The 21,524-nt window shown below is 61.3% G+C and carries 18 protein-coding genes; 13 read left to right on the top strand and 5 right to left on the bottom strand.

All coding sequences use genetic code 11. The features are described from left to right. The first annotated feature begins 9 nt into the window (after positions 1-9). The 10 genes from PSUM_RS18140 to gcvP all read left to right on the top strand — a co-directional run bounded on the left by PSUM_RS18140 (position 10) and on the right by gcvP (position 12,603). The gene (locus PSUM_RS18140) at positions 10-567 is read left to right on the top strand and encodes a YecA/YgfB family protein (RefSeq protein ID WP_020797270.1); all 558 of its coding nucleotides are present in this window, start codon (positions 10-12) and stop codon (positions 565-567) included. 26 nt (positions 568-593) lie between these two features. Continuing rightward, positions 594-1,928 (top strand): Xaa-Pro aminopeptidase, encoded by a 1,335-nt coding sequence (pepP, locus tag PSUM_RS18145; protein ID WP_020797271.1) that lies wholly within the window; start codon positions 594-596, stop codon positions 1,926-1,928. Continuing rightward, the gene (gene ubiH, locus PSUM_RS18150) at positions 1,925-3,112 is read left to right on the top strand and encodes a 2-octaprenyl-6-methoxyphenyl hydroxylase (protein ID WP_020797272.1); all 1,188 of its coding nucleotides are present in this window, start codon (positions 1,925-1,927) and stop codon (positions 3,110-3,112) included. Before pepP ends, ubiH begins: the two co-directional genes overlap by 4 nt. After that, positions 3,105-3,590, top strand: coding sequence for a DUF4442 domain-containing protein (locus PSUM_RS18155; protein WP_033042136.1), 486 nt, complete (start codon positions 3,105-3,107; stop codon positions 3,588-3,590). The genes ubiH and PSUM_RS18155 overlap by 8 nt, the downstream gene beginning before the upstream one ends. A 9-nt stretch (positions 3,591-3,599) precedes the next feature. Continuing rightward, positions 3,600-4,817 (top strand): 2-octaprenyl-3-methyl-6-methoxy-1,4-benzoquinol hydroxylase, encoded by a 1,218-nt coding sequence (locus tag PSUM_RS18160; RefSeq protein ID WP_168759239.1) that lies wholly within the window; start codon positions 3,600-3,602, stop codon positions 4,815-4,817. A 220-nt stretch (positions 4,818-5,037) separates the two neighbouring features. Next, complete coding sequence (locus PSUM_RS18165) at positions 5,038-6,042, top strand: extracellular solute-binding protein (RefSeq protein ID WP_020797275.1); 1,005 nt, start codon at positions 5,038-5,040, stop codon at positions 6,040-6,042. Positions 6,043-6,180: 138 nt separating this feature from the next. Further along, positions 6,181-7,797: an ABC transporter permease gene (locus PSUM_RS18170; protein WP_033044230.1), complete on the top strand. Its 1,617-nt coding sequence runs from the start codon at positions 6,181-6,183 to the stop codon at positions 7,795-7,797. 155 nt (positions 7,798-7,952) lie between these two features. Next, positions 7,953-9,035 carry a glycine cleavage system aminomethyltransferase GcvT gene (gene gcvT / locus PSUM_RS18175; protein WP_020797277.1) on the top strand — a complete coding sequence of 361 codons (1,083 nt, stop codon included), beginning with the start codon at positions 7,953-7,955 and terminating at the stop codon, positions 9,033-9,035. Between the two features lie 50 nt (positions 9,036-9,085). Next, positions 9,086-9,469 carry a glycine cleavage system protein GcvH gene (gcvH, locus tag PSUM_RS18180; protein WP_020797279.1) on the top strand — a complete coding sequence of 128 codons (384 nt, stop codon included), beginning with the start codon at positions 9,086-9,088 and terminating at the stop codon, positions 9,467-9,469. A gap of 260 nt (positions 9,470-9,729) precedes the next feature. Next, entirely contained in the window at positions 9,730-12,603 is a 2,874-nt protein-coding gene (gcvP, locus tag PSUM_RS18190; protein ID WP_033045660.1) for an aminomethyl-transferring glycine dehydrogenase, read from the top strand. A gap of 146 nt (positions 12,604-12,749) precedes the next feature. On the opposite strand, the gene PSUM_RS18195 is transcribed toward gcvP, so the two are convergent. From PSUM_RS18195 to PSUM_RS18205, 3 genes are all read right to left on the bottom strand, one after another. Then, positions 12,750-13,067, bottom strand: a complete 318-nt coding sequence (locus tag PSUM_RS18195) for a DUF2388 domain-containing protein (RefSeq protein WP_020797281.1) — start codon at positions 13,065-13,067, stop codon at positions 12,750-12,752. 70 nt (positions 13,068-13,137) lie between these two features. After that, the gene (tfpB, locus tag PSUM_RS18200; protein ID WP_020797282.1) at positions 13,138-14,922 is read right to left on the bottom strand and encodes a type IV pilus assembly ATPase TfpB; all 1,785 of its coding nucleotides are present in this window, start codon (positions 14,920-14,922) and stop codon (positions 13,138-13,140) included. 89 nt (positions 14,923-15,011) lie between these two features. Then, complete coding sequence (locus PSUM_RS18205) at positions 15,012-15,350, bottom strand: hypothetical protein (RefSeq protein ID WP_083349886.1); 339 nt, start codon at positions 15,348-15,350, stop codon at positions 15,012-15,014. 126 nt (positions 15,351-15,476) lie between these two features. Between PSUM_RS18205 and PSUM_RS18210 the strand changes: the two genes are divergently transcribed. Next, the gene (locus tag PSUM_RS18210) at positions 15,477-15,947 is read left to right on the top strand and encodes an Lrp/AsnC family transcriptional regulator (RefSeq protein ID WP_020797284.1); all 471 of its coding nucleotides are present in this window, start codon (positions 15,477-15,479) and stop codon (positions 15,945-15,947) included. A gap of 86 nt (positions 15,948-16,033) precedes the next feature. Here the strand turns inward: PSUM_RS18210 and PSUM_RS18215 are convergent, their stop codons facing one another. Beyond that, positions 16,034-17,401, bottom strand: a complete 1,368-nt coding sequence (locus tag PSUM_RS18215; RefSeq protein WP_020797285.1) for a CYTH domain-containing protein — start codon at positions 17,399-17,401, stop codon at positions 16,034-16,036. A 156-nt stretch (positions 17,402-17,557) separates the two neighbouring features. On the opposite strand from PSUM_RS18215, the gene argE reads away from it, so the two are divergent. Together argE and argA are read left to right on the top strand one after the other, a co-directional pair. Next, complete coding sequence (gene argE, locus PSUM_RS18220) at positions 17,558-18,727, top strand: acetylornithine deacetylase (protein WP_020797286.1); 1,170 nt, start codon at positions 17,558-17,560, stop codon at positions 18,725-18,727. 148 nt (positions 18,728-18,875) lie between these two features. After that, the gene (gene argA, locus PSUM_RS18225) at positions 18,876-20,174 is read left to right on the top strand and encodes an amino-acid N-acetyltransferase (protein ID WP_020797287.1); all 1,299 of its coding nucleotides are present in this window, start codon (positions 18,876-18,878) and stop codon (positions 20,172-20,174) included. A 148-nt stretch (positions 20,175-20,322) separates the two neighbouring features. Here the strand turns inward: argA and tauA are convergent, their stop codons facing one another. Then, positions 20,323-21,312 carry a taurine ABC transporter substrate-binding protein gene (gene tauA, locus PSUM_RS18230; RefSeq protein WP_083349885.1) on the bottom strand — a complete coding sequence of 330 codons (990 nt, stop codon included), beginning with the start codon at positions 21,310-21,312 and terminating at the stop codon, positions 20,323-20,325. Between the last annotated feature and the right edge of the window lie 212 nt (positions 21,313-21,524).

Genomic DNA, 21,524 nt, shown 5'->3' on the forward strand with positions numbered 1-21,524 from the left:
TAGCTGCCCATGACCATTCAGAATTCCCCGTACCAAGGCTTCGCCACCCTGCTGACCTCCAGCGGTCATAACGTCTCGCCTGCCGAACTGCACGGCCTGCTGCTCGGCCGCAGTTGCGCCGGCGCCGGTTTCGACGCCGAAGGCTGGCTGATCGACGCCGCCGAACTGCTCGAAAGCGAGCCGCAGGACAACGTTCGCAGCGCCCTGATCGGCCTGCAAGAGATGGTCAAGGGTGAGCTCACCGGCGACGACGTAACCGTGGTCCTGTTGCTGCCGACCGACGACGCTCCGCTGACCGAACGCGCCGTGGCTCTGGGCCAGTGGTGCCAAGGCTTCCTCAGTGGTTTCGGCTTGAATTGCCGCGACAGTAGCATGCTCAGCACTGAGGCAACTGAAGTGTTGCAGGATCTTGCAGCCATTTCCCAGGTGCAAGACGCGCTGGAAGAGTCCGAAGACGGCGAAACCGACTATATGGAAGTCATGGAGTACCTGCGCGTCGCGCCGCTGCTGCTGTTCTCGGAAACCAAGAAAGACGCAGCGGCTGCGGCCAAGCCGTCGCTGCACTGATCAATGCCAGGGAACGCCATCTGCCCATGATTCATATCCCGAAATCGGAATACAGCCGTCGCCGCAAGGCCCTGATGGCGCAGATGGAACCCAACAGCATCGCCATCCTGCCCGCCGCCGCGGTAGCCATCCGCAACCGCGACGTCGAGCACGTCTATCGCCAGGACAGCGACTTCCAGTACCTCAGCGGTTTTCCCGAGCCTCAGGCCGTGTTGGTCCTGATGCCAGGGCGCCTGCATGGTGAATACATCCTGTTCTGCCGTGAACGCAACGCCGAACGCGAGTTGTGGGACGGCCTGCGCGCCGGGCAAGAGGGTGCGATTCGCGACTTCGGTGCCGACGACGCCTTCCCGATCACCGACATCGACGACATCCTGCCCGGCCTGATCGAAGGCCGTGACCGCGTCTACTCGGCCATGGGCAGCAACCCGGAATTCGACCGGCACCTGATGGAATGGATCAACGTGATCCGCTCCAAGGCCAACCTCGGCGCCCAGCCGCCGAACGAATACGTTGCCCTGGATCACCTGCTGCACGACATGCGCCTGTATAAATCGGCGGCAGAGGTGAAGGTGATGCGCGAAGCCGCACGGATTTCCGCCCAGGCACACGTGCGTGCGATGCAGGCCAGCCGCGTCGGGTTGCATGAGTTCAGCCTGGAAGCCGAACTCGATTACGAGTTTCGCAAAGGCGGGGCGAAGATGCCGGCCTACGGCTCGATCGTCGCGGCGGGGCGCAATAGCTGCATCCTGCATTACCAGCAGAATGACGCGCTGCTCAAGGACGGCGATCTGGTGCTGATCGACGCCGGTTGCGAGATCGACTGCTACGCCAGCGACATCACGCGTACCTGGCCGGTCAACGGCAAATTCAGCGCAGAACAGAAGGCAATCTACGAATTGGTGCTGGCCGCCCAGGAAGCCGCGTTTGCCGAGATTGCCCCGAACAAGCACTGGAACCAGGCCCACGAAGCCACGGTGCGGGTGATTACCTCGGGCCTGGTCGAGCTGGGACTGATGCAGGGTAACGTCGACGAACTGATCGCCAGCGAAGCCTACAAGGCGTTCTACATGCACCGCGCCGGTCATTGGCTGGGCATGGATGTGCATGACGTCGGCGAGTACAAGGTCGGTGGCGAATGGCGCGTGCTGGAAGTGGGCATGGCGCTGACCGTGGAGCCGGGGATCTACATTGCTCCGGACAACCAGAGCGTGGCGAAGAAATGGCGCGGCATTGGCGTGCGCATCGAGGACGATGTCGTGGTCACCAAGGCCGGCTGTGAAATCCTGACGAAAGGCGTACCGAAAACCGTCGCCGAGATCGAGGCCCTGATGGCGCAAGCACGGACACAAGCGGCATGAATCGAGTCAACCTGGCGATTATCGGTGGCGGCCTGGTCGGCGCCAGTCTGGCGTTAGCCTTGCAGGCCGGGGCAAAGGCCCGTGGCTGGAAGATCGTGCTGATCGAACCGTTTGCCCCCGGGGACAGCTATCAACCCAGTTACGATGCGCGTTCCACGGCGTTGTCCTTCGGTGCGCGGCAGATTTATCAGCGCCTGGGCGCCTGGCAGGAAATCTCCCGCCGCGCAGAGCCGATCAAGCAGATTCACGTCTCTGACCGTGGGCGTTTTTCCACGGCGCGACTGTCGGCGATGGAAGAGGGCGTTCCGGCGCTGGGGTATGTGGTGGAAAACGCCTGGCTTGGCCATTGCCTGTGGCAAGGCCTGGACCAGGACGTGATCAGTTGGCGTTGTCCGGCGGAAGTCACGCGCATGGAGCCGCTCACTGATGGCTACCGCCTGACCCTGAATGACGAAACCACGCTCGATTGCGACCTTGCGGTGCTCGCCGATGGCGGCCGTTCAGGCTTGCGCGAGCAACTGGGCATCGGCATCAAGAAACGCCCATACAACCAGAGCGCGCTGATCGCCAACATCACCCCGAGCGAAGCCCATGACGGCATGGCGTTCGAACGTTTCACCGACGACGGCCCAATGGCGTTCCTGCCGTTGCCGGACAATCGTTGCGCGCTGGTCTGGACCCGCCAGGGCATGGATGCACAGCGCCTGGCCGCCCTTGATGAGCGCAGTTTCCTGAGCGAGCTGCAGGGGGTGTTCGGTTATCGCCTTGGCACGTTGAAGCAAGTCGGTGTGCGGCACTTGTATCCGCTGGCGCTGGTGGAGGCCGAAGAGCAGGTGCGCTCGCACCTGGTGGTTCTCGGCAATGCTGCCCACAGCCTGCATCCGATTGCCGGCCAGGGGTTCAACCTGTCCCTGCGCGATGCCCAGGCGCTGGCCGATGCGCTGCTCGCCAGCGAACGCCTGCCGGGCGACTTCGCCACCTTGCAGGATTACCGCGAGCGCCAGCGATTGGACCAGAGCCTCACCGTGGGCTTCTCCGACCAGGTCACGCGCCTGTTCGGCAGTACTCAGCCGCTGGTCTCATTGGGCCGCAATCTGGGCCTGCTCGGTCTTGATCTGCTGCCGCCGGCCAAGCGCTGGTTCGCCCGGCAAGCCATGGGCCTGGGTACTCGCCCTGATGTTTAAGTGGCTGACGCGCAGGTTTGGCAAGGCCCGCTTGATGTGCCGGTTCATGAACCTCTATCCGCCGTACCTTGGTGCCGGGGTTCGGGTGCGGTACATCAGCGATGACTTTCGTGATGTCCAGGTGTCCATGGGCTTGAGTTGGTACAACCGCAACTACGTCGGCACGCAGTTTGGCGGCAGCCTGTATTCAATGGTCGATCCGTTCTTCATGCTGATGCTGATGGAAAACCTTGGTCGCGAGTACATCATCTGGGACAAGTCCGCCGACATCGATTTCATTGCGCCGGGCAAAGGCCCGGTATTCGCCCGTTTCAACATCGATGACACCTTGCTCGACGAGATCCGCCGGCAGACGGCGGAGGGCAAGAAGTACCTGCCGCAATTGCAGGTCGATATCCATGACGGCGCCGGCCACCTGGTGGCGCGTGTCGGAAAAACCCTTTACGTGCGGCTCAAGCCGCAAGCGAGACAGGCTTAAAGCATGGAAATGCGCGCAGATCTGCTGATTGTCGGGGCCGGAATGGTCGGCAGCGCCCTGGCGCTGGCGTTGCAGGACAGCGGGCTGGAAGTCCTGCTGCTCGATGGCAGCCCGTTGAGCGTCAAACCCTATGACCCGCAGGCGCCGTTCGAGCCGCGCGTGAGTGCATTGTCCATTGCCAGTCAGCGAATTCTCGAACGCCTGGGTGTTTGGGACGGTATTGCCAGCCGGCGCAGCAGTCCCTACAGCGACATGCACGTCTGGGACGGCAGCGGCACCGGGCAAATCCACTTTTCGGCGGCCAGCGTGCATGCCGATGCCCTGGGCCATATCGTCGAGAATCGTGTGGTTCAGGACGCCTTGCTCGACCGCTTGCACGACTGTGACCTGGGCATGCTGGCCAATGCGCGCCTGGAACAAATGCGCCGCTCCGGCGACGACTGGCTGCTAACCCTGGCCGATGGCCGCACCTTGCGCGCGCCGCTGGTGATCGCGGCGGATGGGGCCAACTCGGCGGTGCGACGCCTGACTGGTGTCGCCACGCGGGAATGGGATTACCTGCATCACGCCATCGTCACCAGCGTGCGCAGCTCTAAACCTCATCAAGCGACCGCCTGGCAGCGGTTTACCGACAATGGCCCGCTGGCGTTCCTGCCGCTTGAACGCGACGGTCAGCAGGATTGGTGCTCGATCGTCTGGTCGACCACGCCGAGCGAAGCCGGGCACTTGATGGAACTCGATGACGAGGATTTCTGTCGTGCGCTGGAGCGGGCCTTCGAAGGTCGACTTGGCACGGTACTGAGTGCGGACCCACGCCTGTGCGTGCCGCTGCGTCAGCGCCATGCCAAGCGGTACGTGGCAGAGGGCCTGGCCTTGATCGGCGATGCCGCGCACACCATTCACCCGCTGGCCGGGCAGGGCGTGAACCTCGGTTTCCTGGATGCTGCCGTGCTGGCCGAAGTGCTATTGCAAGCGGCAACCCGTGGCGAGCGACTGGCGGACGTGAAGGTGCTGAGCCGTTACGAACGTCGGCGGATGCCGCATAACCTGGCGTTGATGGCGGCAATGGAAGGTTTTGAACGGCTGTTCCAGGCTGACCCGTTGCCGGTGCGCTTGTTGCGTAATGTCGGGTTGAATTGGGTCGATCGGATGCCCGAGGCCAAGGCGCTGTTTGTGCGTGAGGCGTTGGGGTTGATCGGGGATTTGCCGGCGCTGGCCAAGGCCTGATGTCCTTGGTGTGGCTGATGGCCTCTTCGCGAGCAAGCCCGCTCCCACATGGGAATGCATTTCAAATGTGGGAGCGGGCTTGCTCGCGAAGGCGTCAGCACATTCACTATCAATTCCCGCTGTGCAACATCTGGTAACTCCTCCGGAAACTGTTCGATTGAGAAGCGAAATGTGAGTCCTTATCATTTGACCTCACTTTTTCAATCGAGAGACCGCTCCCATGTTGGCACCGAAGCGTCTACTGACCGCACTGGCCCTGACCCTGATCGGCAGCACCGCCGCCCAGGCCGCTGACGAGGTGGTGGTCTATTCCTCGCGCATCGATGAACTGATCAAGCCAGTGTTCGATGCCTACACCGCGAAAACCGGCACCCAGGTGAAGTTCATCACCGACAAGGAAGCGCCGCTGATGCAGCGAATCAAGGCCGAGGGTGAGAACACTCCCGCCGACCTGCTGCTGACCGTCGATGCCGGCAACCTCTGGCAAGCCGAGCAGATGGGCATCCTCCAGCCCTTCACCTCGAAAACCATAGACGCCAACATTCCGCTGCAATACCGTGCGGCCTCCCACGCCTGGACCGGCCTGAGCCTGCGGGCGCGGACCATCGCCTATTCCACCGACCGAGTGAAACCGGGCGAACTGACCACCTACGAAGCACTGGCCGACAAGAACTGGGAAGGCCGCCTGTGCCTGCGCACGGCGAAAAAGGTCTACAACCAGTCCTTGACCGCCACCCTGATCGAAGTGCACGGCGCCGAGAAAACCGAGCAGATCCTCAAGGGCTGGGTCAACAACCTGTCCACTGACGTGTTCTCCGACGACGTGGCAGTGCTCGAGGCCATCAATGCTGGCCAGTGCGACGTGGGCATCGTCAATACCTACTACTACGGTCGCCTGCACAAGCAAAAACCGGATCTGCCGGTTAAACTGTTCTGGCCGAACCAGGCGGATCGCGGCGTGCACGTCAACCTGTCGGGCATTGGCCTGATCAAGCACGCGCCGCATGCGGAAGCGGCCAAGGCCCTGGTGGAGTGGATGACCACGCCAGAGGCACAGAAGATCTTCGCTGATGTGAATCAGGAATACCCGGCCAACCCGACCGTGCAACCCTCCGCCGAAGTCGCTGCGTGGGGCAAGTTCGTCGCCGATACCCTGCCGGTGGAAGTTGCCGGCAAGCGCCAGGCCGAAGCGATTCGCATGATGGATCGCGCTGGCTGGAACTGAGTCGCCCGCAATAAAGAGCAAAAGATCGCAGCCTTCGGCAGCTCCTACAGGGTGATCACCGACCCAATGTAGGAGCTGCCGAAGGCTGCGATCTTTTTGCGTTTTCCCTACACTTCAAGATTTTGCGAGAGCTATACCTTGGCCCACCCCGCCCAACGCCGCTGGTATCCCCTGGTCTTCGCCATCGCTGCGCTGGTCCTGCTTCCCCTGAGTGTCCTGCTGCTGTCCTGGCAAGCCATCGACCCGCAGATCTGGTCCCACCTCTGGGAAACCCAGATGCCGCGCCTGCTGGGCAACACCCTGACCCTGGTATTCGGTGTCGGCGTTGGCGTCACGGTCCTGGGGGTGAGCCTGGCCTGGCTCACCAGCCTTTGCGAATTCCCCGGTCGGCGTTGGCTGGACTGGGCGCTGATGCTGCCCTTTGCGATTCCGGCCTACGTGCTGGCATTCGTCTTTGTCGGGCTGCTGGATTTTGCCGGTCCCGTGCAAACCCTGTTGCGAGAGTGGTTCGGCAGCGGCCTGCGTTTGCCGCGTGTGCGCTCCACGGGAGGGGTGATCCTGGTCCTGGTGCTGGTCTTCTATCCTTACGTTTATCTGCTGGCGCGCACCGCTTTCCTGGCTCAGGGCAAGGGGCTGATGGAAGCGGCACGGGTGCTCGGTCAATCCCCATGGCAGGCGTTCTGGCGCGTGGCGATGCCCATGGCGCGCCCGGCCATCGGTGCTGGCGTAGCCTTGGCGCTGATGGAAACCCTGGCGGATTTCGGCGCCGTGTCAGTGTTCAACTTCGACACCTTCACCACCGCCATCTACAAGACCTGGTACGGGTTCTTCAGCCTCTCCAGCGCCGCCCAACTGGCCAGTCTATTGTTGCTGGTGGTGATGCTCGTACTGTACGGCGAGCGGCGTGCCCGCGGCGCCAACCGTGCGAGCAATGAACGGCCACGGGTCAAGGCGTTGTATCACCTGCGCGGTCTCAAGGCACTGTTGGCGACGGGGTGGTGCGCTCTGGTGTTCGCCTGCGCCTTTGTCATTCCTATGCTGCAGCTGGTGGTGTGGTTCTGGCAGCGCGGTCGCCTGGATCTGGATGAGCGTTACACCGGCCTGATCATTCACACGTTGTACCTGGGGGCGATGGCGGCGTTGATCACCGTCAGTGTCGCCCTGGTATTGGCGTTTGCCCGGCGGCTGGCGCCGACCCGGGGGATTCGCGCCGGGGTGAGCCTGGCCAATCTTGGCTACGCCTTGCCCGGATCGGTGCTGGCGGTTTCGATCATGCTGGCGTTCAGTTACCTCGATCGCGTGTTGGTGATCCCGCTCTCCGGCTGGCTCGGCGGGGCTGGCAAGCCGTTGTTGCTGGGCAGTCTGTTGGCGCTGCTGCTAGCTTACCTGGTGCGCTTCATCGCTGTGGCCTACGGTCCGCTGGAAAGCAGTCTGGCGCGTATACGGCCATCTTTGCCCGAAGCGGCACGTAGCCTGGGCGTCAGTGGGCCGCGACTGTTTTTCAAAGTGTATCTACCTTTGCTGCTCCCCGGTTCGATGAGCGCGGCCTTGCTGGTGTTCGTCGATGTGCTCAAGGAAATGCCCGCGACCCTTCTGATGCGCCCGTTCGGCTGGGACACGCTGGCGGTGCGGATTTTCGAAATGACCAGTGAAGGTGAGTGGGCGAGGGCGTCTTTACCGGCCTTGACCCTGGTTTTGGTCGGGCTGCTACCAGTCATCGGATTGATACGACGTTCGGCGCATCGAAACAGCTAGGTGCCAGTCCTACACCTTGCGGCTACAATGCGCGGCATTCGGTGCGGTCCGTCTGACAGATAAGGTAGTGAAAGCGGCTGGAAGCCTTTTATTTCAAGGTTCCCGCACAAATTATCACTCGACCGCACCTTCGCCACGCCCGGAAGGAGAAACCCATGGGACAGCGTACGCCTCTGTATGACCTTCATCTTGCCCTCGGCGCGAAGATGGTCGATTTTGGCGGTTGGGATATGCCTCTGCATTATGGATCCCAGGTCGAGGAGCACCATCAAGTGCGCCGCGATTGCGGTGTTTTTGATGTATCCCACATGACCGTGATCGATGTCGACGGCCCCCAGGCCAAGGCTTGGCTCCAGCATTTGCTGGCCAACGACGTCGAACGCCTGCATAAACCCGGTACCGCGTTGTACAGCACCATGCTCAATGAGCGCGGCGGTATCGTCGACGACATGATCGTCTATCGTCTCGAAAGCGGTTACCGCTTGGTGGTCAACGCCTCCACCCGCGACCAGGACCTGGCGTGGATGCAGGCGCATCTCGATGGTTTCGACGTACAGCTCAACGAGCGATCCGAATTGGCAATGCTGGCCATTCAAGGCCCCCATGCCCGGCACAAGATTGCCGAGCTGGTGAGCCAGGCACGCGGCGCACTGATCCAGAAACTCAAGCCGTTCGAAGGTCGGCCCGACGGTGACTGGTTCATCGCACGCACCGGCTACACCGGTGAAGACGGCCTGGAAATCATTCTGCCTGCCGACCAGGCGCCGGGGTTCTTCAACGATCTGGTGGGGGCGGGCATTTCCCCCATAGGCCTGGGCGCGCGCGACACCCTGCGGGTCGAGGCGGGCATGAACCTGTACGGTCAGGACATTCACCAGGACGTTTCCCCGCTGGCCTCCAATATGGCCTGGAGCATCGCGTGGGAGCCTTCCACTCGCCAGTTCATCGGCCGCCCGGCGCTGGAAGCCGAGCGCAGCGGTGGCGTACAACATAAACTGGTCGGTCTGGTCCTTGAGGAACGCGGGGTTTTGCGCGCTCATCAGGTGGTTCGCATCGCCAATGTTGGCGAAGGGGAGATCACCAGTGGTAGTTTCTCTCCTACGCTAAGCAAGTCCATTGCACTGGCGCGGGTGCCGATGGCCACCGCCGACCGCGCGGAAGTGGAAATCCGTGGCAAGTGGTACCCGGTCCGAGTGGTCAAGCCGACCTTCGTGCGCCATGGCAAAACCTTGATCTAACCTTTCCCGGCGGATGTTGACCGCCGATAAATTTCCTGAGGACACAGAACATGAGCAATATCCCTGCCGACCTGCGTTTTGCCGAGAGTCACGAATGGGCTCGCCTGGAAGCCGATGGCACCGTCACCGTGGGCATCAGCGATCACGCGCAGGAAGCGCTGGGTGATGTGGTGTTCGTTGAGCTGACTGAAGTCGGCAACGTCTTCGCCGCCGGTGATCAGTCTGGTGTGGTGGAGTCGGTCAAGGCCGCTTCCGACATCTATTCCCCGGTTGCCGGTGAAGTGATCGCGGTCAACGAAGCTCTGAGCGGTGAGCCTGAGTTGCTCAACTCCGACCCGTACGGCGCGTGGATCTTCAAGCTCAAGCCAAGCAACACGGCTGACCTGGACAAGCTGCTTGATGCAGCGGGTTACAAGGCCGCCATCGGCGAGTAAGCCTTCAGCGTTATCTCAAAGCCCCGACCTGTCGGGGCTTTTTTGCTTCTGGCGATTTTTCCCCTGTAGGAGCGAGCACGCTCGCGATGGTCGTCAACGATGACGCTGGAAGCCTGACACCCCGCGGTGTTCTCAGGTTCATCGTCGGAACGCCGCCCGGAGCATGCTCGCTCCTACAAGGGTTCGGGTCTGGCATCGACTGCTATGCTGGATTGACCGAGTTGCATCGACGCTGAGCGCCAGCCAAGAGAGAGCCCGTCATGTCCCAGTTGCCGTCCCTGAGCCAGTTACGCGACCCCAATGCCTTTCTTCGCCGCCACCTTGGCCCTGATGCCGCCGAGCAGCAGGCGATGCTCGACAGCCTTGGCCTCGGCAGCCGGGTCGAATTGATCGAGCAGACGGTCCCGCCGGGAATCCGCCTGAACCGACCACTCGACCTGCCGCCAGCCCTCGACGAAGAAGCCGCACTGGCCAAGCTGCGCGGTTACGCTGAGCAAAACCAGGTCTGGACCAGCCTGATCGGCATGGGCTATCACGGCACGTTGACCCCCGCCGTCATCCTGCGCAACGTCCTGGAAAATCCCGGCTGGTACACCGCGTACACGCCCTATCAACCGGAAATCGCCCAAGGCCGGCTTGAAGCGCTGTTGAATTTCCAGCAGTTGACCATCGACCTCACGGGACTTGAACTGGCCAACGCCTCGCTGCTGGATGAAGCCACTGCGGCCGCGGAAGCCATGGCCCTGGCCAAGCGGGTTGCCAAGTCGAAAAGCAATCTGTTCTTTGTCGACGAAAACTGCCATCCGCAGACCATTTCCGTGGTGCAGACCCGTGCCGAAGGCTTCGGGTTCGAGCTGATCGTCGACGCTGTGGATAACTTGAAACAGCACCAGGTATTTGGTGCACTGCTGCAATATCCCGACACCCACGGCGAGATCCGTAATCTACGTCCGCTGATTGATCATCTGCATGCCCAGCAGGCGCTGGCGTGTGTCGCCACTGATTTGCTGAGCCTGCTGCTGCTCACCCCGCCGGGGGAGCTGGGTGCCGACGTGGTGTTCGGTTCATCCCAGCGTTTTGGCGTGCCCATGGGTTACGGCGGCCCTCACGCGGCGTTTTTCGCCAGCCGTGACGAGTACAAGCGGGCGATTCCCGGCCGCATCATCGGCGTGTCAAAAGACGCCCGCAGCAACGTTGCCCTGCGCATGGCGCTGCAAACCCGCGAGCAGCATATCCGTCGTGAAAAGGCCAACTCGAACATCTGCACCGCTCAAGTGCTGCTGGCCAATATCGCCAGCTTCTACGCGGTTTATCACGGCCCCGAAGGGCTGAAACGGATTGCCCAGCGCGTCCATCGGCTGACCTGCATCCTTGCCGCGGGCCTTGAGCGCAAGGGCATTACCCGTCTCAACCAACACTTCTTCGACACCCTGACCCTGGAGGTCGGTGGCACCCAGACCGCAATCATCGAAAGCGCCCAGGCCGCGCAAATCAACCTGCGCATTCTGGGGCGTGGGCAATTGGGTGTGAGCCTCGACGAAACCTGCGATGAAACCACGGTGGCGAAACTGTTCGACCTGTTCCTGGGGGCCGATCATGGGCTCAGTGTCGACGAGCTGGACGCTGAAACCCTGGACGGCGGCATTCCCGACACGCTGGCACGGACCTCGCCCTATCTGCGCCACCCGGTGTTCAACGCCCACCACAGCGAAACCGAGATGCTGCGCTACCTCAAGCAACTGGAAAACAAGGATCTGGCACTCAATCAATCGATGATCCCGCTGGGCTCGTGCACCATGAAGCTCAACGCCACCAGCGAAATGATCCCGATTACCTGGCCGCAGTTCGCCAACCTGCACCCGTTTGCGCCCAGAGAACAGGCCCTCGGTTATTCATTGATGATCGAAGAACTGGAGCGCTGGCTTTGCGCGATTACCGGTTTTGATGCGATCTGCATGCAGCCCAACTCCGGGGCCCAGGGCGAATATGCCGGCCTGCTGGCGATCCGCAAATACCACGAGAGCCGCCAGCAGGGCGGGCGGGATGTCTGCCTGATTCCTTCGTCGGCCCACGGCACCAATCCGGCCTCGGCGCAGATGGCCGGGATGCGCGTGGTGATCGTCGAGTGTGACGAGGCGGGCAACGTCGATCTGGAGGACCTGAAAGACAAGGCCGCCCAGGCCGGGGATAAGCTGGCGTGCCTGATGGCGACTTATCCGTCGACCCACGGCGTGTATGAAGAAGGCATCAGCGAAATCTGTGAAGTTATCCACAGCCACGGCGGCCAGGTGTACATGGACGGCGCGAACCTCAACGCCCAGGTCGGGCTGGCGCGCCCGGCGGACATTGGCGCCGATGTGTCACACATGAACCTGCACAAGACCTTCTGCATTCCCCATGGCGGCGGCGGGCCGGGCATGGGGCCGATTGGCGTGCGCGCCCACCTGGCGCCGTTCGTGGCCAACCACCCGGTCGTGCCTATCGAAGGACCGCAACCACAGAATGGCGCAGTCAGTGCGGCGCCCTGGGGCAGTGCAAGCATCTTGCCGATCAGCTGGATGTACATCGCCATGATGGGGCCGCAATTGGCCGACGCCAGTGAAGTGGCGATCCTGGCGGCCAATTACCTGGCGCGGCACCTGTCCGGCGCGTTTCCGGTCCTCTACACCGGCCGCAACGAGCGAGTGGCCCACGAATGCATTCTCGACTTGCGACCCCTCAAGGCGCTGACCGGCATCAGCGAGGAGGACGTTGCCAAGCGCCTGATGGACTACGGCTTCCATGCACCCACCATGTCGTTCCCGGTGCCGGGAACGTTGATGGTCGAGCCCACCGAAAGCGAATCGAAGGCAGAGCTGGACCGTTTTATCGGCGCGATGCTGAGCATCCGCGCGGAAATTACCGAGGTGCAGAATGGCAACTGGCCGGCCGAGGACAACCCGTTGAAACGAGCGCCGCATACGCTGGCGGACATCACTGGCGTGTGGGAACGGCCTTACAGCATCGTGCAGGCGGTCACACCGGATGCGCACACCAAGGCGCACAAGTATTGGCCGGCGGTGAACCGGGTGGACAATGTCTACGGCGACCGGAACCTGTTTTGTGCGTGTGTACCGCTGGACGAGTACCGTTAGGCAAGATCAAAAGATCGCAGCCTGCGGCAGCTCCTACATTGAAGCGCGATCCCCTGTAGGAGCTGCCGCAGGCTGCGATCTTTGCTTTTAAACGTCCATAAAAAATGCCGCTCATGTGAGCGGCATTTTTCGTTCGGCAACCTGGCTTATTCCGAAGCCACGGCATTCTTCGCCAGGATCGCATTCGCCAGTTCCATATCCGTGGCCTGCAAACCCGGGTTGTCGGCGCGGACTTTCTGCATTGCCGCTTCCAGGTACGGGCCGCGGATGCTGCCGTCACTGGCCACAAAGCTGCCGGCATCGTCCTGGGCCGCGACGATCATCTTGTTATCCTTGAACGTCAGGTAGGTCGAGCCGGTGGTTGCACCGGAGGTAAGGACGTTACGCCAAAAGCTATCAGCCATCGCCGAGCCGACAGGCAGGGACAACAAGGCGATGGTAGCGACAGCAACTTTGAAACGCATGATGGGTGACTCCACTGATTAACTGCGATGTTGGATTGTCGACCCCCAATCGAGTTCCGTAACGGTCCACCTACTTCTGCTCGCTCTGCGGAGTCACCCGCAACACCTCCTCAATCGTCGTCAGGCCCGCCGCCACTTTCTGCGCCCCCGACAGTCGCAGGCTGCGCATGCCCTCCTTGAACGCCTGGCGCCGCACCGCCAGCAAGTCAGTGTCGGGATTGATCAGCGCCTTCAAGCCGTCGCTCAATTGCATGATTTCGTACACCCCGGCACGACCGTGGTAGCCGGTATCGCGACATTCCAGGCAGCCAATGGCGCGCTGGGCGTTGCCAGGCAAGGGGGCCTGCCAGGGCCGGGTCAGGGTTTGCCAGTCTTCCTCGCCCAGGGTTTGCGGGGCCTTGCAGTGTGGGCACAGGGTGCGCACCAGGCGTTGGGCCATCACGCCGAGTACGGTGGCCTTGATCAGGTAGTGCGGCACGCCCAGTTCCAGTAACCGGCTGATGGCGCTGGGTGCATCGTTGGTGTGCAGCGTCGATAACACCAGGTGCCCGGTGAGGGCCGCCTGGATGGCCATCTCAGCGGTTTCCAGGTCGCGGATCTCGCCGATCATGATGATGTCCGGGTCTTGCCGCATCAGCGCCCGGACACCGGCGGCGAAAGTCAGGTCGATGTTGTGCTGGACCTGCATCTGGTTGAACGCCGGCTCGACCATTTCTATCGGGTCTTCGATGGTGCAGAGGTTGACTTGCGGCGTCGCCAGTTTTTTCAGCGTGGTGTAGAGCGTAGTGGTCTTGCCCGAACCGGTCGGCCCGGTGACCAGGATAATGCCATTGGGCTGGCGGGTCATGTCCTGCCAGCGCCGCAGGTCATCGGCGGAAAAACCCAACTGATCGAAATCCTTGAGCAGCACTTCCGGGTCAAAGATCCGCATGACCATTTTTTCGCCGAAGGCCGTGGGCAAGGTCGAGAGCCGCAACTCGACTTCTCCACCCTCCGGAGTCTTGGTTTTCACCCGGCCGTCCTGGGGTTTGCGTTTCTCCGCAACGTTCATTCTGCCCAGGCTTTTGAGGCGACTGACGATGGCCATGGTCACCTGGGGCGGGAATTGGTAGACGTTGTGCAATACGCCGTCGATGCGGAAGCGCACCGTGCCCTGTTCGCGTCGGGGCTCGATGTGGATATCGCTGGCGCGCTGCTGGAAGGCGTACTGGAACAGCCAGTCGACGATATTGACGATGTGCGCGTCGTTGGCGTCGGGCTCCTGGTCGCTGGCGCCGAGGTTGAGCAACTGCTCGAAATTGCCCAGGTGGCTGACCTGCTGATCGGCGCTGTTCGCGCCGCTGACCGATTTGGCCAGGCGAAAGAACTCCACGCTGAAACGCTGGATGTCCACCGGGTTGGCCACCACGCGCTTGATCGGCAACTTCAGCACGTGGGCCAGGTCTGCTTCCCAACCCGTTACATAAGGCTGGGCGCTGGCGATGGTTACTGCGTCGCGATCGACCGACACCGCGAGAATCTTGTGGCGCTGGGCGAAGGCGTAGGACATCAGCGGCGTCACGGCCGCGACGTTGATTTTCAGCGGATCGATCCGCAGGTAAGGCTGGCCCGCCTGCTGGGATAGCCACAGGGTCAGGCTTTCAAGGTCGAGGTGCTTGCCCGGACGGCTGAGGTCGTCCAGGTGTTGGCTGGCGATGAACTCCAGCGGGTGTATCTGGCCATCGGCGGCGTGACGGCGTCGGGCGTTCAACGCCTGTTCGGCCGAGTCCTGGCTGACAAAGCCCTGGGCGACCAGTTCACGCAGCACATCATTGAGGTCCAGCCAGCGGTCCTGAAGGGCGATTTGAACGGACATGCGGGCTCCTTTTGAAAACAGTGCGCAAAGGATAGTCGTGACCCTGCAGGCCGTTGGGCCACTACCCGACGAAGCCGTATCGGGATTTTTCAGCCCGCCGCCAGAACCGCTTCTCCCCAGGCGCAATCCGCCGCTTGCAGATCGACCGAACAGACGCTGATCAGGTTGCGCAGTTTTTGCGCAATCACCTGGGCGCGATGCCAGCTCAAGCCGTCGATGACCACATCGATGGCCAGCAAATCGTCGTGACGCTGCACCTGCACCTGTTGCGGGGTCAGGCACTGCAAGGCGAACAGGTTGAGCGCGCGGCATAACAGGTCCGGTTCGGCTTCGGCGAGCAATTGATAGTGAACGCGGCAATGGGTGTTGCCGGCATTCCAGGCATCGGCGCGGGTTAGCGAGGTATTCACGGCTTCCAGGTAAGGCATGCTCGATCTCCAATCTGATTGGAGAAATTTTTACATTCGGTGGCGGGTATTTCTTATCTATGATTGGACATATTCGCGTTATGTTGAATTAAGTAATTCGCAAGATCATCATTTGAAGGTTTTTTTATGCATAGCGAGTTGGACAGCTACGACCGTAGGATTCTCGCCTTGCTGCAGGAGGATGCTTCGCTTTCAAGCGCGCAGATCGCCGAACAGGTGGGGCTTTCGCAGTCACCCTGTTGGCGGCGGATTCAGCGAATGAAAGAGGAGGGGATCATTCGCAGCCAGGTCACCTTGCTCGACCGCAAGAAAATCGGCCTGAACACGCAGATTTTTGCCCAGGTAAAACTCAACGCCCATGGCCGTTCGAACTTCACCGAGTTCACCGAGGCCATTCGAGGTTTTCCTGAAGTATTGGAGTGCTACGTGCTGATGGGGGCGGTGGACTTCATGTTGAGGATCGTCGCGGCGGATATCGAGGCGTACGAGCGGTTCTTCTTCGAGAAGCTGTCGCTGGTGCCGGGGATACAGGAGGTGAACTCGATCGTGGCGTTGTCGGAGATCAAATCGACGACCAGTTTGCCGGTGTTGCGGTAAAGCAAAAGATCGCAGCCTGCGGCAGCTCCTACAGGGGTACACAATTCTATGTAGGAGCTGCCGAAGGCTGCGATCTTTTAGCGGTGTTACAGACGCAGAAGCATCTTCCAGGCACGATTCTGATAAACCGCGATCGCCTGTTGCTTGCGCGCATCCAGGGTTTCGTCGGTGATCGGCTCGTTGGCCAGTTGCGCCAGCTTGTTCAGCTCGCCGTAGAGGCGATCCATTTCCGGGATCTCCAGCACGTTGCGTGCGTGGTGCAACCAGACCTGAATGCGCTCGATACGCGGCAGTTGCTCGGCCAGGTCTTCCGGCTGTTGCTGGTAGCGCTGCAATTGCAGCGAGGTGGCTTCCTCGCCCAGCAGGCGCGGCAGCCAGCTGCCCAATTGCGCGGCGCCCTGGCGATTGCCCCGGGTATTACGCTCGGCGGTCCAGGTGCGGGCCAGCAACCAACGCGAGGTGTTCAGGGAGAACAAGCCCCAACGCGGGTCTTCGAGTTCTTCGAGGAACTGCTCCGGCGCGGCTTTGCGAACGTCTTCATCGTCCAGGCCAGCCTGTACCAGCGGGCGCCAGTCTTCCAGCAGGGCGTCGAGGGCGACACGCAAATCGTGGGTCGACTGGCGCGGTGCGGCTTGACCGAGGCTGCTGATCAGCGCGCGCATTTCAGCCAGGTTCTCGACCCAGTCCTGCAACAGGCGCCAGTGGCCATTGAAACGATACTGCTCGGCCAGGCGCTGGCTGCTGCCCAGCAAGTGCCAGCTGAGTGCGGCGAAGGCGTCGTCCAGTGGCGTTTCGGCGCTGATCTGCGGTGCCGGCAGGCTCAAGGAGTAACTGTGGGCGTCGTACAGGCGATAGCCACGTTCGGCCTTGCTGATGTCGCATGGCATCAGCGCCAGTTTTTCAGCCAGTTCGGCGGCCAGTTCCAGCAGCGCAGCGGGTTCGCCTTCGCGCAATTCCAGTTCCAGTTCGCAGATTTCTTCTTTTTGCTTGCCGACCACCACGTGGCCCAGGTCCAGTGCCGCTTCGATGACCACTTTGGTCTTGCCGCGGCCCCAGGCGATTTCCGCGCGCTCGCGGACGAAGTCGGTGGTGAAGATGGCTTTCAGGGTTTTCTTGTCCAGCTCGGCCAGTTCTTCGGGCCAGCATTCGCCGTCCAGTTTTTTCAGGTCGAGCTTGGCTTTGGGCAGGTTCCAGTCGTACTCGTTACGTACGGACAGGCCAGCGACGCTTTGGCCGCGGGTCTTGAGGGTCTGGATCACTTCTTCGCCATCCTTGCGCAGGCGCAGGGCGACTTTGGCCCGGGCCAGGTCACGCTCAGGGGTGTCGAAGTATTGATTCATCAACTCACGGCGTTCCCAGCCACTTTTGTTGCGTTTTTTCAGTAACGGGTGCTCGCGCAGGGCGGCGAGGGTTTCGCGGCTGACGCGGAGCTTGATTTCGGTTTCTTTCTGCATGGCCGGAAAATCCAGGATCGGGAGCGCAGCCGGGGGAAAAGGTGGCTGCCAAGGTCGTGCAGTGTACAGGACTCAACCTGCCTACGCCGTGCGACGGTTTATTCCTGTCACCGGATGGCTCTATGATGGACTTCAATTCGGGAGTTGGAGTCAGCGATGCCTTTGCCGTCCATGAAAGATCAGTTCGCTGCACTGATCGCTGCGCCATCCGTCAGTTGCACCCAGCCAAGCCTCGATCAATCCAATCGTCCGGTGATCGACTTGCTGGCCGCCTGGCTCGGTGATCTGGGTTTTGCCTGCGACATCCAGCAGGTCAGCCCCGGCAAATTCAACTTGCTGGCCAGTTTTGGCAGTGGCCCCGGCGGGCTCGTGCTGGCCGGTCACAGTGATACGGTGCCGTTCGATGGCGCGTTGTGGCAGACCGACCCCCTGAAGCTGACTGAGGTCGACGGGCGCTGGGTCGGCCTGGGCAGTTGCGACATGAAGGGCTTTTTCGCCCTGGCCATCGAAGCCGTCCGGCCGCTGCTCGACCAACCGTTCAAGCAGCCGCTGCTGATCCTTGCCACCTGCGATGAAGAAAGCTCGATGTCCGGCGCCCGGGCACTGGCCCAGGCGGGACGGCCGCTGGGACGTGCAGCCGTGATCGGCGAGCCGACCGGGCTCAAGCCGATCCGCATGCACAAAGGCATCATGATGGAGCGCATCGATATCCTCGGGCAGAGCGGCCACTCCTCGGACCCGCGCCTGGGGCACAGCGCACTCGAAGCCATGCACGATGCCATCGGTGAACTACGCGGCTTGCGCCTGTTGTGGCAGCGTGAATTCCGTAATCCGCAATTCAGCGTGCCGATGCCGACCATGAACTTCGGCTGCATCCATGGTGGCGACAACCCCAACCGCATCTGCGGCCAGTGTTCGCTGGAGTTCGATCTGCGGCCGTTGCCGGGCATGGATCCCAAGATCCTGCGAGCCGATATTTCGCAGAAGCTCAAGGCGATTGCCGAGCGGCACCAGGTAAAAATCGATTACGCACCGCTGTTCCCCGAAGTGCCTCCTTTCGAGCAGGCTGAGGATGCGGAACTGGTGCGCATTGCTGAAAAGCTCACCGGCCATGGCGCCGAAGCAGTGGCATTTGGCACCGAAGCGCCTTATCTTCAGCGACTTGGCTGCGAAACACTGGTGCTTGGCCCGGGCGATATCGCCTGTGCCCACCAACCGGGGGAATTCCTCGAAATGTCACGTTTGCAGCCTACGGTGCATCTATTACGACAGTTGATTGAACATTACTGCCTGACGCCGGCCCAAAAATCGGTACCAACCGGTTGAATGCGCAGTTTAAATTGCCGGTGTCCCAACCCGTATTCATGAGGAGAGCGCGCGTGTCGCCAAGCCTGTTCCGAAGATAACCATCAGCCCGCTGTGCGTTTTCTGTTCCGCCCTTTTTTCGGCTGCTATTTATTACAGGCCCAGGTTCATGCCCGAATACGTCAATTGGCTTCGTCACGCTTCGCCCTACATCAACGCCCACCGCGATTGCACCTTTGTCGTCATGCTGCCCGGCGATGGCGTTGAACACCCGAACTTCGGCAACATCGTCCACGACCTGGTGTTGTTGCACAGCCTGGGCGTGCGCCTGGTGCTGGTGCACGGTTCGCGCCCGCAAATCGAAGCACGCCTCGAGTCTCGCGGCCTGACCCCGCATTACCACCATGGAATGCGCATTACCGATGCGGCGACCCTGGAGTGCGTGATCGATGCGGTCGGCCAACTGCGCATCGCCATCGAAGCGCGGCTGTCCATGGACATGGCGTCTTCGCCGATGCAAGGCTCGCGCCTGCGGGTGGCCAGCGGCAACCTGGTGACGGCGCGTCCCATCGGCGTGCTTGAAGGTGTCGACTATCACCACACCGGTGAAGTGCGTCGGGTTGACCGCAAGGGCATCAATCGCTTGCTGGACGAGCGCTCCATCGTGCTCTTGTCGCCACTGGGCTATTCGCCGACCGGCGAAATTTTCAACCTCGCTTGTGAAGATGTCGCCACGCGCGCGGCCATCGACCTGGGCGCAGACAAACTGCTGCTGTTTGGCGCCGACCTTGGTTTGATCGATGAACACGGCAGGCTGGTACGCGAACTGCGTCCGCAGCAGGTGCCGGCGCATTTGCAGCGTCTGGGCAGTAATTACCAGGCCGAGCTGCTGGATGCCGCCGCTGAAGCCTGCCGTGGCGGCGTGGCCCGCAGCCATATCGTCAGCTATGCCGAAGACGGTGCGCTGCTGACCGAGCTGTTTACCCGTGACGGTGGCGGTACGCTGGTGGCCCAGGAGCAATTCGAGGTGGTGCGCGAAGCGGCCATCGAAGACGTCGGCGGCTTGCTGGACTTGATCAGCCCGCTGGAAGAGCAGGGCATCCTGGTACGCCGCTCCCGCGAAGTACTCGAGCGTGAGATCGAGCAGTTCAGCGTGGTCGAGCGTGAGGGCATGATCATCGCCTGCGCGGCGCTGTATCAGATCGCCGATTCCGATGCCGGAGAGTTGGCGTGCCTGGCGGTGAACCCGGAGTACCGTCATGGCGGTCGCGGTGATGAGCTTCTCGAGCGCATTGAAACCCGTGCACGGGCCCAGGGGTTGAAAACCTTGTTCGTCCTCACCACGCGCACGGCTCACTGGTTCCGCGAGCGTGGCTTCGTGCCGAGCAGCGTCGATCGCCTGCCGTCGGCACGGGCGTCGCTGTACAACTACCAGCGTAACTCGAAGATCTTCGAAAAAGCCTTGTGATTGTGCGGTCACGGTCGACCGGATCGTTCCCAAGCTCTGCGTGGGAACGCCTCAACGGACGCTCCGCGTTTGGCTTCTGAGTGGGGACGCGGAGCGTCCCGGGCTGCATTCCCACGCGGAGCGTGGGAACGATCAAGTGCAGGGGGGGTTATTGCTGCACGAATTTTGCGCTGACATACGGTGAGTAATCCGGCAGCACCGTTTCAACCTTCCCCTGTTCCTTCAAGAATTTCGCCGTCTCGCCAATCGCCAGCGCCGTACCGCCGGCCAGCAGGGCGCTGGTCTGTTGTGCCTTGGCATCCGGGAACGCGGACCCGGCCAGCAATTCCGGTACATCGGCTGCATTGGCTCCGGTCAATTTGGCAATTTTCTGCACCGGTACCGAATCCTCGGTCCAGCTGTCCTTATGCGCCGCATAGTCGGCAAATGAGTCGAGGGTGACCTTGGCGAACCGGGCGATGACCTCTGGGTGCTTCTCGGCGTAATCCTTGCGCGCTACCCAGACTTCGAAGGTCGGTGCACCCCATTGGCCGACTTGTGCGGCATCGGTCAAGGTCTTGCCGGTCTTGCGGATTTCCCCCAGGGCTGGCGACCACACAAATGCGCCATCAATGTCTCCACGCTTCCAGGCGGCGGCGATTTCTGCCGGTTGCAGGTTCACCACTTTGACTTTCGACGCGTCCAGGCCCCAGTGCTTAAGCGCGCCCAACAGGCTGTAGTGGGATGTGGAAACGAACGGCGTGGCGATGGTCTTGCCGATCAGATCTTGCGGTTTTTCGATACCACTGCCATTGCGCACCACCAAGGCTTCGGCGGCATTGATCTGTGCGGAAACGAGGAACGCGACGATCGGCAGATTGCGCGAGGCCGCGGCGGCCAGTGGGCTGGAGCCGAGGTTGCCGATCTGCACGTCGCCGGAAGCAATGGCGGTGACCACTTCCGGGCCACTGTTGAAGCGCCGCCAGTCGATTTTCTCGCCAATGGTTTTTTCATAAAGGCCATCGGCCTGGGGGACTTTGCTTGGATCAATGCCGGTCTGGTAGCCAACCGTGAGGTTTGCCGCATGGGTGGAAAAAGAAAATACGAGCGATACACAAACTGTAACAAATGGCTTGGATAGTGCGCGTCTGATCGACATGGCGTTGGCCTTTATGAAAGGTTTTGTTTCGGAATTGCTTCCAAACCTAATCGATCTAAAAAATGCCTAATAAATACCATTTAGGAATTAGCTTATGAGCCGGAGGCTCTAGCCTGAGGAAAGGAAAAAAATGAGCGAAATTCCTAAACGGTATGAGAAAAGAAACCATCCATTCTTTTCAGGTTTATGACGAAAGCATGACCGGCAAGGAC

It is taken from the genome of Pseudomonas umsongensis (assembly GCF_002236105.1).
Lineage (GTDB): Bacteria > Pseudomonadota > Gammaproteobacteria > Pseudomonadales > Pseudomonadaceae > Aquipseudomonas > Aquipseudomonas umsongensis.